Consider the following 16,927-nt stretch of genomic DNA (forward strand, 5'->3'; position numbering starts at 1 on the left):
CGAACGGCGTAAAAGGATTGGCAGTCTGCCAGCGATCCGGTGCCAGCACTAGGGATTGTGCATACCCGTATGGCCCGCGTAGATGCAACCTTAGGGCTGGTTTGCCGGCGATGGTGTCCTGCCTGCCGGACCACGCTGTACGTTTCGCCGGCGAGCCTGGCTCGTACAGGGCGTTTCTATTTTTTCTTCAGGCAATCACTCATGAACGCCTTGCGTTCATCCCCCTTGAGGGCCTTGGTCGCGGCATCGGCATTGCAGGTTTTCATTTTCTCCTGCTGAGGCGTCAAGGCCTTGCCGGCATCATCGGCCGCGGGAGTCGCCTTAAGGCAGTTGCTCATGAAGGCTTTGCGCTCATCGCCCTTGAGGCTCTTGGCGGTAGCGTCGGCATTACAGGTGGTCATCTTGTTCTGTTGGTCAGTGGCGGCGAAGCCTTGGGAACACAGCAGCAAACCGATCATCAAAAAAGGGACACGCAACATCTTCATGGCGTTCGCTCCTTGTTGCCGCGCCGAGCGGCGCGGCCTCAAGGGCAGTGTAGACAAGAGCTGTTACACCTTCATCCGCCAGTGCTCAATCAGCGTCCGCCTGCTCAGGCAGAAGACCTTCAAATGCGTTCAAGTAGCGGCTATACGCATCAACCCGATTTTCAATAACCGACGCGGGCAATCGCTCGAACGTAACCGGAGTACCGCCTTCCACACGGTAAGTTAGACCCAACTCCGTCACTGACGTCCACTGGGCATACGCTCCTGACTGGTAGAGCTTGTTGATTTTTATCTGCCTGAACGTGTTCGGCTCGGAAACAGCGGGTAATGGCGTCGGGCCTGGCGGGACGTTATTGATAAACGCGTATTCGGCGACGGCCGGACCTGGCGCCAGTGTTTGCACCGGCGGCATTTCAAACTCGAAGCTGCCCTTGCTGGCCAGATGCGCCGCAGGGAATTCCGGCCAGGAATCGGCGACGACCAGTCCTTCGGGATTACTCAAATCATCGCCTATTACCACATATTGATGGTCAAGCTCGGTGGCCTTGACAATGTGAATGCTCGACGTCCGGGGCTGGCTGGCGAGTATCGAAAAGGTCACTTTGGAGTTTTCCGAGCAGTTGCCGCCCTTGATTTCAATGGCTTTACGCGCCGCTTCAGCGATAGTCAGCTTCGCGGTAAAACCGCCTTCCTCCAGGTTCATCTCCCTGAGCCCCTTGATCTTGGCAATCGCCGAACCGCCCTTCTCCCACATGCTCGGCAATTGATTGCCGGAGAGAGGAATGAGCTCCTTGACGCGGCAGATTGCCTGTTGCGCCAATTTCAAGTCGTCCATGGTTCGCGATGAAACCTGGATAGGCTCATCGGACGCCACCAGGTTTTTCGAAAGCTGATCGCCATAGCGTCGCAAATCAGCCAGTTCCGGGGTTAGCGTTACAGCGTCTTGCTGAACCGAACGCAACAGTGCCTGATAGTCATTGGCCCGTCCGGTGCGTTCCAGATTTCTCGCATTCATGGCCAGGTTGCGCCTGGTTTCTGGCAACGGGATCAGGCCATCCCTGGTGAACATCTGCTCGATCAATGGCGTGAACTGCTCGTCTGTCATGAGCTTCTCAAGATCCGGCAAGGCTTCGATGCTCTGCACGACGCGGGCATTGGCTTGTGCGTCCCCGGCTGCATTGGCCTCGAATAATGCCTGCCAAAGTGATTGAAAGTACTCATCAGGAAAGGTGTCGTTCATCAACTTCACACCACGCAAGTAGTCATACCTTTCGTACCCCGAAACGGAAGGGTGAAATGCTCCCACAACGAGGTCCGGATAGAGATCCGCGATCCCCTGCAATGTGGCGGCCTCGCCTTCGCCAGTCGGAGCGCCGCCACGCAGGCGCATGACCCGGGGATCGAAAGTGAAGGGGTCAAGAGCGGGGAGTTCTGAAAGTACTTTGCCTAGTCGATACGGCTTCAACGCCCGGTTGCTAATCGCCTCTTTCAGTTGCCACCCTTTTCCGATGCCAATGTTCAGTGCGTTGCGCTCGGCATTCGGTAGTGCTTGCAGAATCGACAGATAAAAGTCGGAAGCAGAATTCAAGGTGTTGCCTTCAGCGTCATAAGCTTGAAAGCTCTGGTCTTCGCGTTCAACGAGGGTACGTCGAATCGTGGCGTCTTCCTTGCCGATGCTGTCGAGCAACGCTCCCCCAAAATCGAACTGGCAAACGTCGATTCGCACATCAGGATTCCAGCCGGGCAGGTTTTTCAGTGAGTGCAAGACCAGCCTGCGGGTATCGGGGTTGTCGACCGAATCCAGATACAACCCTTCATAGGCGCGGGCGTTGCGCACATCCCGAAGTGCCCATTGCGCGAGGCTTTTTAGCCTGTCGGACAGCTTGCCTTGCGCGATGTCCTGCAACTCCGAGCGAGTGGCAATCGCCAGCAACTCTTGCGCAACGGTGCCCGGCAGACCTGGCACTCGGTCCTGGATATTTCGAACCGAGGCATTCTTGGCGCTTCGGGCATTTTCAAGCTGACGGTATCGTGTGTCGAATAAGGATGTTTGCCTGTTTTTCGCCCGTTTCGCCAGTACGAGCCTCAGCTGTCGAGCATTCGCGTCGATGGTGGTTTCCGATGCGCCTGACGCCTGACCCATCAGCAATTTTGTATCAGCCTGATCAAGATGGGATAACAGCGTTTTGAGCAAATTGCCTTCGATCAAACGATCTTTTCGTATCCGCAGGGGTGCAGCATCGGCACGACCTATAACCCTTAGTACCTCGCCATCAGTCCCCGTCAGTTCGATTGCCCGACCGGGCCACACGCCGTCCAGCAGCTCAAACTGAAAGGCAAGGTCGGCTCGCAGATAGTCCTGCGGGTGATCACTGCCAATTTGTTGGATAAATGTCTGGATATCACGGTCGATCTGGAAACGCGTCACGGTATCGCTCAACAAGGGTAAAGCGCGTTCCTTGTCGACATACATTCGGCGGATTGTATTGACGTCACTGCGACTGACCGTGCGAATGTCATTGTGTGCGTCCCCTAACACTTGCATTGACTGGCCGAGTCGGGCCATCAAGGTATCGTCATCCCACAAGCGAGGCTGCTCACCCTCAACGATGAAGGCACATTCTCCATTGCTCTCGACCACGGGTTGATAGGCGTCCGGCCGAGTTGGATGCTGGACTCGATGCTTGCCGGTTTTCGCGTCTTTTTTGAGTTCGAAGTAGCGCTTACCAAGATTGAGAATGGGCTTGCCTTCGTGCCGATGCAGCCCGTATAGATCGGGCTTTGAATCGGCAGCCAGCGCCAGATTGCGCTGATAGGGACCAAGGTCCTGCCCCCACAGCCGCTTGTCCCCGTTGGCCAAAGTGACCGGTTTAGCCCCCTCGATGAACGGCGAGAGCTTGGGCAGTACCACCCCTGAAACAAGCTGCATACCGGCGCCGAACGTACCCAGCTGAATCAAACTTTCAACGAAGCCGATCAGGTGCTCGGCACCTTCCAGATAAATCCCCTCCGCCAGATCGACGACGCCTTCGATCACTTCGCTCGCCAGTTGATAAACCATGTAGGCCATCATGACTTCGCCCAGAAATGGGACAAATGGAGTTACCACCAGCAACGCGGCATTGAAGATGTCAGCCAACATCTTTGTCAGGTTATCGAACCAGGCCCCCCGCTCCTTGCGATCGGCGTCGGCAGTGGAAATCACCATCTCCCGTGCGTCGTTGAGGATTTTGTTTTGCTGCATCTGGTAGAGATACACCCACAGGTTGCCATTAAAGCGGGTTTCGGTATCTTCCTGAAATTTCAGCGTGCCAAAATGAAGGCGCGGGTTTTCCACGGGAGTTTCACGCCAGACAGGCCGATCCACGCCCCATTCTTTTTCATGCTGCTTGATCTCGACCAGGCGACTGTTGAGCTCGGCAAAGAAATGCCCGCGTTGCTGATGGGCGACGAAGCGGCTGAAGAACTGCTGGTAACTGCATCGGGAGGGAAGGCCTTCAGGCGTAGACGTGGGGCCAGCGTCGCGCAACTGGCGGGTCAGTTCGAGCGCGAACTCTTCGGTCGAAGCATATTCTTTCAAGGGATGCTCAGGGTCGTGAGGCACATAGGCAATGAGTCGCCTCTCGGCAACCGGGGCATCCAGGTCACCGGCGATCAGCACGATGCCGTACATTCGGGTGTCCAGTATTGTCAGGTGATAGTAACGAACCGGGAGGCCTTGCAGCTTCATGCCTTGAAGCCCTTCAAGCATGCCCATCACCACCCGATAGCCGTTGGCCGAAATATCTTTGCGCATCAAGGCCAGGTCTGTGGCGGCGCTCAGTGCGCTCTTCTGGCTTTTGGTGATTTTGTGCTGCAACACTCCCTGCGCCAGCCCATCGCTGGGGCGCAAATAATTTTCAAGATGTTTTTGGTATTGCGCGCCAATATCCAGTTCCCGACACAGGGTCTTGAACTGCTCAATAGACATCCGGTTTCTGATGTCGAGTATTTCGAAACGACCCAGTTCATCAGGCTTTGAAATAAACTGCGAGTCAGGAAGAAGCACTTCATGCCGGGCAAAGTTATGTAAAGCCGCATCCAGCATTGAGACTGTTCGAGAGCCGGCCCCACGCACAATGCTATTGGCCCACAGGGGCACACTTGCCGGAGCGAACAACTTCAGATAAGTACCTCTGACATCGACATCAATTCCATATTGCCTTTTCAAGGCCTGAATCAGCAAAGGTTCGGCAAAGTCGTAAACATCCTGTAATTCAGCCAGCATTCTGTCGACATCATTTTGCGCGTTCCAACTTGTCGTCATCGACTTTTTCAAACTTGCGTGTAATACCGCAGGGGCCTCCTTGATCCACTGAGGAATACCGGAAAGCCCCATCTTCAGCGCACCAACTCTTTTCAAGGGGGCGCCGGCCAGCCATTTTGGCAGAGCCCTCTTTATAAATTCATGATGAATACTTTTTTCTTGTTTGATGGGTTCTGCCGGTCCGCGAACCAGAACTGAATGCTCCATGCCTGATCACTCCAATGCCCCTGTAAATTCAAGCTGGAGAATACCGCGATGCCTAAAAGCTTCGGTGAGCGCATTTCAGACAAAACGTGTAGAACACCCCACAACAACGTCAATGCCAATTAAAAGCTAACAAATACTTGAACATGCAAACACACCTGAAAAACTTGCAAACATAATCTGCAAGTAGAACCATACCTCAGACAATCAAAACCCTCGGTGTCTGCGATAATGTTCCGGCGTACAACCTGCCTGGCGCTGAAACATCGCGATAAATGCCGAACCGGTGCTGTAACCCATGTCGAATGCGATTTCCTGAATGCTGCGGTGGCTGTCCAGCGCTTCGATCGACGCCAGAAATCGCAACCGCTGGCGCCACTCGCCAAAACTCATGCCCAACTCCCGGATAAATTGCCGCGCCAGGGTGCGTTCGCTGACATGTATGGTCGTGGCCCAATGCGCTAACGGCCGGTTGTCCCCCGGTCCCGCCTGCAAGGCTTCCAGAATTCCGAGCAAGCCAGGGCTGCTGGCGTAGGGTAAGTAGCGCTCGTGCACCGGCGCCTGTCGCAGTTGATCCACCAACACCTGGGCCAGACGTTGGTCCGCTTCGTGCTCAGGGATCTTCACATCGCGGGCGGCAAAGTCCTTGAGGATCGCTTTGAGAATATCGCTGATCGCCAGGGTGCAGGCTTGCGCAGGCAGGTCACGACACACCGACGCAGCCAGGCAGACCGCACGGTAGTTGATCGGCTGATGGCTGTAGAAGCTGTGCTCGGTCTGCGGGGGCACCCATACCGCGTATTGCGGCGGTGACATGAAGCGACTGCCGCCGATTTCCATGTGCAGCACGCCATGGGCCGAATACTCCAGCGTGCCCCACGGATGGCGGTGAGCCGAGGCATAGCGATGAGCATCAAAGTCGGCGTAGCGGAAATACACCGGGGCAGGCAGCTCACTGAACTCCAGTAGATCGATGGGTTTACGGGTCATGCTGTCCGTCATGAAGGGCGGGTTGTCTGGATCGAAGTATAGGCCTGTATCCAGACAATGGATAATTACCCCTCATTAACGTTCTGGTTTTTCCCATGCAATACGCTTACCCCCTGCTGGCCATTTTCATTTGGGCTGGCAATACCGTGATCACCAAAATGTCGGCCGGGGCGATCTATCCCGCCGAGATCGGTTTTTACCGCTGGCTCCTCGCCGGATTATTGTTCACACCCTTCATGCTCAAACCGGCTATTGCCCACTGGCCGTCGATTCGCCCGAACCTGGGCAAGATCTTTGTCCTCGGCGTGCTCGGCATGGCTGTGTACCAAAGCCTGGCGTACTTCGCCGCGAGCCTGACCTCCGCGACCAACATGGGCATCATCCTGTCATTGATGCCTCTGATGTCGCTGGCCATGGCGATCATCAGCCTTGGCCAGCGCCTGACCATCGGCGCACTGGCGGGTGCGGTGTTGTCGTTTGCCGGCGTGCTGGTGGTCGTCTCGTCCGGCAGCCTGGGTGTGCTGCTGGAACATGGGGTGAACCTGGGGGACGCGATGATGCTGATCGCCACCCTGGCCTACGCGATCTACAGCACGTTGCTGAAAAAATGGCAGCTGCGCTTGCCGCCATTGGTGTTGCTGTATTTGCAGGTACTGGTCGCTGTGGTGGTGTTGTTTCCGCTGTTTCTCGCCTCACCGAAAATCGGCCCGACCCTGCACAATATTCCACTGGTGCTTTACGCCTGCTTGCTGGCCTCGATGGTCGCACCGCTGGCGTGGATGCAAGCCGTGGTGCGTTTGGGCCCGAGCCGGACCACGCTGTTCTTCAATTTGTTGCCGTTGATTACCGCGCTGATTGCGGCAGTGGTGCTGCATGAACAGTTGGCGACGTACCACTTGGTGGGCGGGATATTGACGTTGGGCGGGGTGATTCTTTCCGAGCGCTGGACCACCGTATTAGGCCGCAAGGTCCGTGTTGCCTGAGGAAAAAAGATCGCAGCCTGCGGCAGCTCCTACACTTGGAATGCATTCCCTGTAGGAGCTGCCGCAGGCTGCGATCTTTTGATCTTAAAGGCCAGCAGCTTTTAGCCGAGCCGCATGTTCGACAAACAACCGGATCGGCTCCGCCCCCTTCCCCACCAGTCCCAACGACTGGTTGACGATGTCGAAATGGTCCAGCGGGTACTCGTCGCCAATCACGGTCCCGAGGTGCGAGCTGTAACGCCCGACCATCCCGTCGCAATGCCCGGCCTCGCGTACGAAGGTTCTGGCAAACAACCGGCAACTGCGGTTGGTGCCATCGAACAGGTTAAGCCCGCGATTGGTCTTGCCCGGCTGCAAAGTGCCGGACCAGGAGTAGTAACGCACACCGTTCACCTCTTCCGGTCCGTGGCCGCCCCAGGTATCTGGCAGCCCCTGTGGAAAACGTTGATTGAACCGTGCCACGCCTGCAGTTGTGAGCGAATGATGGGACGCAAGGATATCCACCGGCAACTTCGGTCCACGATAGCCGGTTTCCAGCAGGCTCATCAGCGTCGCAACGCACCGTACCAGAAAGATCACCAGACGCCCCCCGACGCTGTCATGGGGATAGTGTTTGTGCAGATAGTCGGCCAATTCCGAACCATGATTAGGCCCCGCCACCGAGGTCACCGAAGCCACCAGATCCGGGCGTTTGGCTGCCGCGTAGCGCGCGGTCAACGAGCCCTGGCTGTGACCTAGCAGATTTACCTTTTCAGTTCCGGTCTCACGCAGAATCTCTTCAATGCGCGCCAACAGTTGCTCGCCGCGCACTTCGCTGGAGTTGAGGGGCGAGACCTGCACCGCAAACACCACCGCACCACCACGACGTAACGCCTTGGCGATCCCGTACCAATACGGATAGAGCACCAAACGGATAAACCCGAGCATTCCCGGGACCAGCACCAGCGGGTAACGCGTGGCCGAATCTTGCGACATGGGCGAACATCCTTGTGATCGGTGAGGTGACGCCTGGCGACTGCAAGACTTCCGCCAAGCTTCGCCAGCGAACATGACAAACCGACGACCAGTCTAGGTCATCCGCCCTACTTCAGCCCCACCACACCGGCCACGATCAGCCCGACCGACAGTAGCTTGACCATGGTCAGGCTTTCACCGAGCAAGATAAAGCCGAGAAACACCGTGCCCAGCGAACCGATGGCGGTCCAGATCGGGTAGGCGATGCTCACCGGCAATTCGCGCATGGCCAGGGTCAGGAAATAAATCCCGCCCACTGCCGCCACGATGGTCATCAGCGATGGCCAAAGCCGGGTAAAGCCCTCGGCGTACTTCATGCCCATGGCGAAAGTGACTTCGAACCCGGCGGCGATCAGCAAAAACAACCAGGCCACTTAGAACTCCCTGGCCAGGGCCAGCAAGCGCTGCTCTGCTTCGGCGGCAGAGACTTCGAACGTGCGCGCCTCGGACTCCTCGCCTTCGGCAGCGATCACGGTGACATCGGTGATGCCGATGAAACCCAACGCCGTGCGTAGAAGCGTATCTGCATGGTTCATCGCCTCCAGCTCGCCGCCCGGGCCGAAGCCAAATCCGCCGCGACTGGTCACGATCAAGGCCTTTTTGCCCTGCACCAGTGGTTCGTACTGCGCGATTCCGTTATCCAGGGAGTGATTGAAGGTCAGCCCCAACCGCACGATCTGGTCGATCCAGGCTTTCAGGCCGCTGGGCACGCTGAAATTGTGCATGGGCGTGGAAATCACCAACACATCGTGCCCGAGCAACTCGTCGACCAGCGTATCGCTAAACGCCAGATCCGCTTGCATCGACAAGGGACGTGCGTCGGGTTCGGGGTAGAACGCGGCGGCCACGAATGCCTCGTTGACAGGTGGAATCAACGCTCGCCCGACCTCGCGGCGGGTCAGTTTCGATTGCGGGTGACGGGCCTGCCAGGCCGACAGAAAGACTTCCGCCAAACGCCGGGAGTGCGAACGCTCACCTCGTGGGCTGGCATGAATCGCAAGAACTGTACTCATCTGACTCTCCTTGGGACTAAACTCAAACTGCTCGTGGTTTGCAGCTTGGCGCTCACAGCCGCCCTGCTTCAACTGAACAAAAATCAGTCTGGATGAATCTATTTCATCCATGGAGTTTCCATGTTTGCTTCGTTGCCACTGACCGCCCTGCGCGCTTTCGAGTCTGCCTCTCGACTGCTGAGTTTCAAGGCTGCCGCCGAAGAATTGTCGGTGACTCCGACCGCGGTATCCCATCAGATCCGCTCGCTGGAAACCTGGCTCGGTGTGCAGTTGTTCGAACGCCTACCGCGCCAGGTACGCCTGACCGAAGGCGGCGAGCGCTTGTTTCACAGCCTGCACGGCGCGTTCCTGGAAGTGGCGCAAAGCGTCGACACCCTGCGCCCGCATCGCAGCGGCACGAACCTGACCCTCTCCACCACCGCCGCCTTTGCGGCCTTGTGGCTGGTGCCTCGCCTGGGCCGTTTCTATGCCCGGCACCCGAACATCAGCCTGCGCCTGGACACCCATTGCGAGGTCATCGACTTGCATCAGGACGCCAGTGTCGACCTGGTAGTGCGCTACAGCCTCGATGACTATCCGAACCTGTACGGCCTTTGCCTGTTCGACGAGTCGTTCGGTGTTTACGGCTCGCCCGGGCAAGTGGCATTGGCTGCCCGCCAAACGCCAACGCTGATCAGCGTGCACTGGCACAACTCCAAGCTCTACGCCCATGGCTGGCAAGCCTGGTGTGCGCAGTCTGGCGAAGCCTGGCTGGAGGGGCAGCCAACCGTGCGCGAATACGATGAAGAGCACTACGCCCTGCAAGCGGCCATTGCCGGCCAGGGCCTGGTGCTGGCGAGCAATATCCTGGTGTCAGAAAGCGTCGCCAATGGATTGCTGGTGGCCTATCGGGGTGAAATCCAGGTCGATGGCGCCGGCTACAGCGCATTGTGCGTACCAGGACGAGAGCGACATCCGCCGGTTCGGGCTTTTTTTGCGTGGTTGCGGGAAGAGGCAACAGTATCCGGATTTGCCTTCTCGCAAGTAACGTGAGACGGCGCTGCAATATTCCAACGACTTGATATTCTGCAGCTTCCTTAGCAAACAACTCCATACAAACAATTAACCCACACCTACTGATAATTCTCAGAACGCACCACGCCGCCCTCTTTCGAAATCGACCAACAACCAGAAGTTACAATCACTCGATAGACTTCAGCGAGAACAAAGTTATTATAAGAACCACAACCCATCGGTTGTCCAAATAACCAAAAGTAAAGGAATACTTATGCACATTGAAGAGCGACTCCAATTCATCGACTCACTGGCACCCCTGCCAGTTATGACAACTCGATCCTTCGCCAACGTTCCTGAGCAGTACAACGCCCAACCTCACGATATAAACAAACCAACCGCCAGTGTCATGCCTGATACAATCGACGCTTTTTTACCAGGCGTGTCAGAGCAGATGATCGACGACGTCAACCTCTGCAAATTAGTCATGCAGAATGCTGCTGACAAACTATTCCCCAAAGAAGAACAGCTTTTCGAGTGGTACAAGTGTTATGTGGATGGCCTGAGCAAGCTGGGCTGGGTCATTCAAAACAAAAACATGCAGGAGGTCCGCATCACTAAAATCGGCCTCACGATGGACCAGGTTGCCCTGGAGATTGTTGCAGGCTTGATTGGTCCTAATCCAGCAGGGATCTTGGCAAACGTCGCAAAAAAAGCGATAGAAGAGGTAAAGAAAAGCCCCAAGGCAATTGAGATATTTGATAAAAACAAAAAACTCGGAGGACAGGCAAAATTCGACATTGCGCCGGTTTGGATGGACAACATCGGGCAGGCGAACATGATCCTTAACTGCATTTCCCTGGATGCACGGGAAAGCACCCATGGCATCCTGTTCTGGAAGACCACCAGGCAATCCACCACCATAAAATCAGGTGCCGTGCGCACTTACCTGAACAATAAGACTTTCTCGGGCCTCAGAGAGACCCTGTATAAAAAGTACCTCAAGGATGCAGAAAAATTCATTATTGACCTGCCTGACTTTTAATAATCAATGACATTTAAATCGGCAAGAAATTGCCGATTTAAATAATTGTTCGCACGCCACCCAAACGGAACAAAACATGAACAAAGACAACTATGACGCCTACCTGAGCAACGGCAGCCTTATATTATTTTGCGGCAAACACACCGACTGCTTCAAAAACGATGTATTACACTCCACCTTGTACGCCAATCTCACAGCGACAATCACTAGCAACGACCATGAACTGTGGTGGCAGACTTACACTCGAAACCTAAACAGAATGGAATACCCTCTAAACAGCCGGGAGGTCCGCCAACTTGAATTCAATAATAGCCACCTTCTAAATATCGTCATTGAGAGTACGGGAAGCGCCCTCCCGGAGAAGGAACAGCAAGCACTATCCAGCGTCTTTTCATATCTGAGAAAACAACCGGAAGACTCATCAGCCATCAAGGCAATTATCACTAGACTTCAGGCTAATGCTTACAATGGAGCTGAAGGCATTGCTGGCGCCAGGACCGAAAACCAATCGATCTCAACAGCAACGGTGCTAACGATCGTGCGCAACGATAAAGCCCTGCTGACCCTGCAAATCTCCTTCAAGACCAAGGGAGGGATCACACCGGGGATCCTGAATGAACCTGTGCTCACGACAATAAAGGATGGAAAAAACAATATTCGCCTGTTACGCAGCTCACTGAACGAACTTAAATACGACCTGATCAGAGAGACCGTTATTACTAAACTGGGCAAAAAACCGCAAACAGACTTGCTTCACCTCACCCCCTCTGCCCTCCCAGAATTGCAATGATTCAGGCGAGCCTGAAGTTGCCTTGGCTCAGTTCTTTACTGTTTTAGGCGCCTTACCCGACTTCATCTGCTCGAGCAACGGCGCGCACTGATTCGGTTCTCCGCCGCTCGGCGCCACCAAGGCCAATAATCCCGCCGCCGGTGCGGCGATCACACCCAGTGCAACCATTCCAGCCCCTCGCAACATCAAGGGTACGGCTTTCACCCCGGCGTCGGGCTTGATGAATTTGCCCCGCACATACAGCGGCGAACGCAACGAGATCAGCCGCCAGCCCTTGGATTCCGGCGTGATGGTCAGGTCCAACTGCTCTGTGGCCATGTTTGCCGTGCCATCAATGTAGATAATCGCGTTCTCGGTATCGAAGACGAACAGCTGCGTAGTGGCCAGGCCAGCCTTTATGTCGAAGTCGGCGGCGGCGCAGTTGATCTTCACTTCCTTGTCGCCAAAGATCTTGCCGACCACATAGTTGCCAACATTCAGACCCGCCAGTTCCATCAGCTCGCGACTGATAGCGCCATCGTTGATCAGCATTTTCAACTTGCCGTTAGCGCTGCCCAGCAACTTGGCCACTGAATTGCCGCGCCCGGTAATATCCGCATCGCCGTTGAGCTCACCGAAGCTGGTTTTCATCGGCTCGAACGTCGGGAACAACTGCTTGAGCTTGAAGCCTCGAGCGGTCAGTTTTGCCCGGCCTTCCAGCGGTTCGGTGTGACCATTCAGGCGAATCTGTGCATCCAGCTTGCCACCGGCCACGCCAAATCGCAGCGGCTCAAGACTGAGCACGCCATCGGTGAGCACCAAGTGCGTGTAGAGATCGTTGAACGGTAACTTTTCGCTATGGACGATGCGCTTTCCAGTGAATTCGACATCCGCATCCATGTCGCGCCAGCGATCGGTCTTGAACTCCTCGACCGGCAGCACCTTGTCCGCCGGTTGCTTGCTCTCGCCGCCGCGGGCTTTCTGCTTGGCATTGGAATCGGCGCCGATCAAAGGGGCCAGGTCGGCGAACAACAATTGATCGGATAACAGCGAGCCGCTGAGTTTAGGACGGGGCTGGCCAGCGACATAAGCCAGGCTGCCATGGATGTCGCTCGAGCCGATCGTGCCGTTGAACGCTTCATAACGAAATACTGCACCGCCCGGCTCATGCAGCTTGGCAATCAGATGGCCGTCGGTGGCATACGGCGGCGTATCCGGCAGGGTCACACCGGTCAGGGGATAAAGATTGCCCAGGCTGGTGCCGGCCAGTTTCAGGCGTAAATCCAGGGCGCCCAGATTCATCGGATCGGTCAACGTGCCCGCCAACTCTACGCTGGTATCGCCGATCTTCGCTTGCGCCTGAAGCGGAAACGGCCGGGCCGCGTCCTGCAGCGCCAGCAGCCCACCGATTTTGCCCTGCCCCGTGAGTTTCTGAGCGTGGTACTGGCCTTTGACCTTTAGCGCAAACGCGTAATCCTGCGGCGCACTGCCCTGCCCGGAGGCCGTTTTCGCCGCTTTGTCGACAACGATTTCGCTGAAGGGGATCGGCTTGCCCAGCGGGTCGATCAGCAGGTCCAGTTGAGTCTTCAGGTTCTGGTCGTCAAGAGTGACATGTCCTTTGTCGAAGCCGATCGCCCCAATATCCACTACCCAGGACGAGGGCTCGGCGTTCGGGTCTTTCGGATCGAACTTGAACGTCCAGTTGGCACGACCGTCGGCCAGGCGCTGCAACGCGGCATTGGGTTCGGTGAGGTCGATGCGCGGGATCACCACACGCTGCGCCAACAAGGCCAGGGGTGAAATGCGCAATTCGACGCGCTTGAGGCTGGCCATCTGCGGCGCCTTCGACCAGTCCGGGTTGCCCAGGCTCAGATCCTCGGCCACCACATGCGGCCAGGGCACCCAGGCACGCCAGCCGCCCTCGTCGCGCTCGCGCTGCCAAACCACCGCCAGATTGCCGTTGATCGCGAATGGACGGTGCAGTTCTTCGGATACTTTGGCGTTCAGGGACGGTTTGATCCGGTTCCAGTCGAAGAACACGATGACCAGCACCAGCACGGCCAGCAGGACAACAAGGCTGGTCACGGCCCAGGCGAGAATTTTACGAGTGCGCGTCATTGCACAGGGCTCCTGATACGACTGAGCATCACGATCGCGATGCTCAGGAGAAACGCAGGGCCAGAACCGGCCCGTCATGGAATCTACGACTGGCAAATGGCCCGCAGGTTTAATTGAAAATCCGATTTTGCCGCCGTTGACGATTGAGCATGGCGCCCCTCCTCCCGGACAGCGTTACCGGGGCCGCACTTTTGCGTGGCGCGGTTGAGTCGAAAATACCCACCCCGGTGCGCCGCAAAGGCCCGGTTTAGAAGGGCTGTAGAGAACAATCAATTCCGTTGATTATTAACATTGCGTTTATGAACTTTTATATCGACTTATCAAGAGTAGCATTACCTTCGTACCCAATTTATCGCACTCCTACGGAGCACCCCATCATGAAACGCCAACTTCTGCTTAGCCTTACACTTTCAATGCTGGCCAGCACCGCTTTTGCGCTGCCGGCCGCTGACCAGGCCACTCCGCAAGTGAAAGACACTCACTCGGTGTTCAGCCAAACCGTTGCCGCTGATGGCTCCGACCGTACCCCAGGTCAAACCGTCGCTGCTGATGGCTCCGACCGCACTCCGGGTCAAACCATCGCCGCTGATGGCTCCGACCGCACCCCAGGGCAAACCGTCGCCGAAGGTGGTAACGATCGCCTGAGAGAAAAAGGCCTGATCGCTGAAGACGGCTACGACCAGACTCCACAAGGCCAAACGGTTGCCGCTGACGGTTCCGACCGCACTCCAGGTCAAACCATTGCTGAAGGCGGTGGTGACCGTGTTATCGAACGCAACAGCGCTATGAGCTAAGCCCATGGCGGCCTTGAAAAAAAGCCCAATCAACAGATTGGGCTTTTGATTTTCTGGTCATTGCCTTTTGTAGAATTCGCACCGCCCCGCCTGATCCCGCCTATGTCGTTCGACGCCGGCAAAGCCGATTTGCTAGAGTGCGCCGCAGTCCTATTCAGAAAACGTCATTGCGATGCTGCCCCGCGCCGAACAGAAACAACAAACCCGCAACGCCTTGATGGACGCGGCCCGCCATTTGATGGAGGGCGGCCGAGGATTTGGCAGCCTGAGCCTGCGGGAAGTCGCGAAAACCGCCGGAATCGTCCCCACCGGCTTTTATCGGCATTTCGCCGACATGGATGAACTCGGCCTGGTGTTGGTGAGCGAGGTCGGCCAGACCTTCCGTGAAACCATTCGCCTGGTGCGGCACAACGAGTTTGTCATGGGCGGCATTATCGACGCGTCCGTGCGGATATTTCTCGATGTGGTGTCGGCCAACCGTTCGCAATTCCTGTTTCTCGCCAGAGAACAGTACGGCGGTTCGTTGCCGGTACGCCTGGCCATTGGTCGCTTGCGCGAGAACATCAGTTCGGACCTGGCTGCCGACCTGTCCTTGATGCCGAAACTGCAACACCTGGACATGGCCGGCTTGAGCGTCATGGCCGATCTGATCGTCAAGAGCGTGTTCGCCACATTGCCGGACATCATCGACCCGCCAGCCGATGCGCTGCCTGAACACTTGACGCCGCAAGCAAAGATCACCCAGCAGCTGCGGTTCATCTTTATCGGCCTCAAGCATTGGCAGGGGCTTGGAAGTACCGAGTAACGCTTAAGAAGATCGCAGGCTTGGGCAGCGCCTACACTGCGCCGCGCCACTGTGCCATCTCTGTTCGCCACAAATTGGTGCAGTTTGAATAATCTGCGCACCAATTTCAGTCAAGATCCTGAGCACCTCGAAACTTTTCCTACGCTGCCTACAGGTATTTCCTACACGCCCCCAGATTGGCAAGCCCCTTGCTCTAGCCTGAGCATTGTCCATTGCTGGAAGCTTTCCGATGCTGGTGATTCATCGCAGAATCGACCCTCAACCCGACTGGGCCGCCGAATTGCACCTGACCTTCGAGGCCAGGAGCAAAAGCCGCTTGCGCTGTTTCAGTGCCGAAGGTGAGGACGTCGGTTTGTTTTTGGAGCGCGGTCAACCACCCTTGTATGACGGCGAATGTCTGCAAGCCGAAGACGGCCGCGTGGTACGCGTCTGTGCCCGTCCCGAACAATTGCTGCACGTCACCTGCACCAATGCCTACGAATTGACGCGTGCCGCCTATCACCTGGGTAATCGCCATGTCGCCCTGCAAGTGGGCGACGGCTGGTTGCGCTTGCTCGACGACTACGTGCTCAAGGCCATGCTCGAACAACTTGGCGCGCAAGCCGAACCCATCGAAGCGGCCTTTCAACCTGAACACGGCGCCTACGGCGGCGGCCATCACCATTCCCGCCACGGCGACGAAGACTTCAACTATCCGCCAAAACTGCATCAGTTCGGCGTGCGCCCATGAACCCTGCATGGGCCCTGCTGCGCCTGGCCAGTCCGCAATTGCCGATTGGCGGCTACAGCTATTCCCAAGGCCTGGAAATGGCGGTGGACAACGGCCAAGTGCACAATCCCGACAGCGCGCGGCGCTGGATCAGCGATCAGTTGCTGCTCAATCTCGCCCGCTTCGAGGCGCCGCTACTGCTCGCCCATTGCGTGGCCGCGGTCGAGGAGAATTGGAGCGAACTGCTGCAGCGCTGCGAAGAACACCGTGCCAGCCGGGAAACCCGCGAACTGCATCAGGAGAGCCGGCAAATGGGCTACTCCTTGCAGCAGTTACTCAACGGCCTGCCTGAACTCGATGCACCGGCCCGCGCCTTCCTTGAACAACGACCAGAACCACACCTGGCCCTGGGCTGGGCGCTGGCCGCTCGCGCCTGGCGGATCAGCCCGCAGGATGCACTGGCCGCGTGGCTCTGGAGCTGGCTGGAAAACCAACTGGCGGTATTGATGAAAACCTTGCCACTGGGCCAACAGGCTGCGCAGCGCTTGACCAGTGAACTGCTGCCGCTGCTGCAACAGGCCCAGCAGGATTCTACCCGAATCAACCCCGAACACTTTGGCAGTGCCGCGTTTGGCCTGTCCCTGGCGTGCATGGCCCACGAGCGCCAGTACAGCCGTCTGTTCCGTTCCTAAGGACCCC

Annotated in this window: 15 protein-coding genes; 8 read left to right on the plus strand and 7 right to left on the minus strand. The window is 56.8% G+C overall.

All coding sequences use genetic code 11. The features are described 5' to 3' along the window. Positions 1-176 precede the first annotated feature (176 nt). The 3 genes from PSUM_RS20200 to PSUM_RS20210 all read right to left on the minus strand — a co-directional run bounded on the left by PSUM_RS20200 (position 177) and on the right by PSUM_RS20210 (position 5,985). A complete protein-coding gene (locus PSUM_RS20200; protein WP_020797597.1) occupies positions 177-485 on the minus strand; it encodes a PsiF family protein in 309 nt (102 codons plus the stop codon). Between the two features lie 85 nt (positions 486-570). Next, the gene (locus PSUM_RS20205) at positions 571-4,998 is read right to left on the minus strand and encodes a dermonecrotic toxin domain-containing protein (protein WP_083350069.1); all 4,428 of its coding nucleotides are present in this window, start codon (positions 4,996-4,998) and stop codon (positions 571-573) included. A 204-nt stretch (positions 4,999-5,202) separates the two neighbouring features. Further along, positions 5,203-5,985: an AraC family transcriptional regulator gene (locus tag PSUM_RS20210; protein ID WP_020797599.1), complete on the minus strand. Its 783-nt coding sequence runs from the start codon at positions 5,983-5,985 to the stop codon at positions 5,203-5,205. Between the two features lie 95 nt (positions 5,986-6,080). Between PSUM_RS20210 and PSUM_RS20215 the strand changes: the two genes are divergently transcribed. After that, complete coding sequence (locus tag PSUM_RS20215) at positions 6,081-6,968, plus strand: DMT family transporter (protein WP_020797600.1); 888 nt, start codon at positions 6,081-6,083, stop codon at positions 6,966-6,968. Positions 6,969-7,052: 84 nt separating this feature from the next. Here PSUM_RS20215 and PSUM_RS20220 read toward each other — a convergent pair whose 3' ends face one another. The 3 genes from PSUM_RS20220 to PSUM_RS20230 all read right to left on the minus strand — a co-directional run bounded on the left by PSUM_RS20220 (position 7,053) and on the right by PSUM_RS20230 (position 8,995). Beyond that, positions 7,053-7,943 (minus strand): esterase/lipase family protein, encoded by an 891-nt coding sequence (locus PSUM_RS20220; protein WP_020797601.1) that lies wholly within the window; start codon positions 7,941-7,943, stop codon positions 7,053-7,055. A 107-nt stretch (positions 7,944-8,050) separates the two neighbouring features. Then, on the minus strand, positions 8,051-8,356 hold the full coding sequence (locus PSUM_RS20225) for a DMT family transporter (protein ID WP_020797602.1): 306 nt from the start codon (positions 8,354-8,356) through the stop codon (positions 8,051-8,053). Next, positions 8,357-8,995: an FMN-dependent NADH-azoreductase gene (locus PSUM_RS20230; RefSeq protein ID WP_020797603.1), complete on the minus strand. Its 639-nt coding sequence runs from the start codon at positions 8,993-8,995 to the stop codon at positions 8,357-8,359. A 120-nt stretch (positions 8,996-9,115) separates the two neighbouring features. Between PSUM_RS20230 and PSUM_RS20235 the strand changes: the two genes are divergently transcribed. The 3 genes from PSUM_RS20235 (at position 9,116) to PSUM_RS20245 (ending at position 11,823) form a co-directional block, all read left to right on the plus strand. Next, positions 9,116-10,027, plus strand: coding sequence for a LysR substrate-binding domain-containing protein (locus tag PSUM_RS20235; RefSeq protein WP_083350068.1), 912 nt, complete (start codon positions 9,116-9,118; stop codon positions 10,025-10,027). A 235-nt stretch (positions 10,028-10,262) separates the two neighbouring features. After that, positions 10,263-11,033 carry a hypothetical protein gene (locus PSUM_RS20240; RefSeq protein WP_083350067.1) on the plus strand — a complete coding sequence of 257 codons (771 nt, stop codon included), beginning with the start codon at positions 10,263-10,265 and terminating at the stop codon, positions 11,031-11,033. Positions 11,034-11,109: 76 nt separating this feature from the next. Next, complete coding sequence (locus PSUM_RS20245) at positions 11,110-11,823, plus strand: hypothetical protein (RefSeq protein WP_083350066.1); 714 nt, start codon at positions 11,110-11,112, stop codon at positions 11,821-11,823. 27 nt (positions 11,824-11,850) lie between these two features. On the opposite strand, the gene PSUM_RS20250 is transcribed toward PSUM_RS20245, so the two are convergent. Beyond that, positions 11,851-13,920, minus strand: a complete 2,070-nt coding sequence (locus tag PSUM_RS20250) for an AsmA family protein (RefSeq protein WP_083350065.1) — start codon at positions 13,918-13,920, stop codon at positions 11,851-11,853. Positions 13,921-14,297: 377 nt separating this feature from the next. Here PSUM_RS20250 and PSUM_RS20255 point away from each other — a divergent pair, with 377 nt between their 5' ends. The 4 genes from PSUM_RS20255 to PSUM_RS20270 all read left to right on the plus strand — a co-directional run bounded on the left by PSUM_RS20255 (position 14,298) and on the right by PSUM_RS20270 (position 16,920). Further along, positions 14,298-14,714 carry a hypothetical protein gene (locus PSUM_RS20255; RefSeq protein WP_020797608.1) on the plus strand — a complete coding sequence of 139 codons (417 nt, stop codon included), beginning with the start codon at positions 14,298-14,300 and terminating at the stop codon, positions 14,712-14,714. A gap of 172 nt (positions 14,715-14,886) precedes the next feature. Next, a complete protein-coding gene (locus PSUM_RS20260; RefSeq protein WP_020797609.1) occupies positions 14,887-15,519 on the plus strand; it encodes a TetR family transcriptional regulator in 633 nt (210 codons plus the stop codon). A gap of 229 nt (positions 15,520-15,748) precedes the next feature. Beyond that, the gene (gene ureE / locus PSUM_RS20265) at positions 15,749-16,249 is read left to right on the plus strand and encodes an urease accessory protein UreE (RefSeq protein WP_020797610.1); all 501 of its coding nucleotides are present in this window, start codon (positions 15,749-15,751) and stop codon (positions 16,247-16,249) included. Then, positions 16,246-16,920: an urease accessory protein UreF gene (locus PSUM_RS20270; RefSeq protein WP_083350064.1), complete on the plus strand. Its 675-nt coding sequence runs from the start codon at positions 16,246-16,248 to the stop codon at positions 16,918-16,920. Before ureE ends, PSUM_RS20270 begins: the two co-directional genes overlap by 4 nt. Positions 16,921-16,927: the final 7 nt, after the last annotated feature.

This window comes from Pseudomonas umsongensis (genome assembly GCF_002236105.1).
In the GTDB taxonomy this organism is placed as follows: domain Bacteria; phylum Pseudomonadota; class Gammaproteobacteria; order Pseudomonadales; family Pseudomonadaceae; genus Aquipseudomonas; species Aquipseudomonas umsongensis.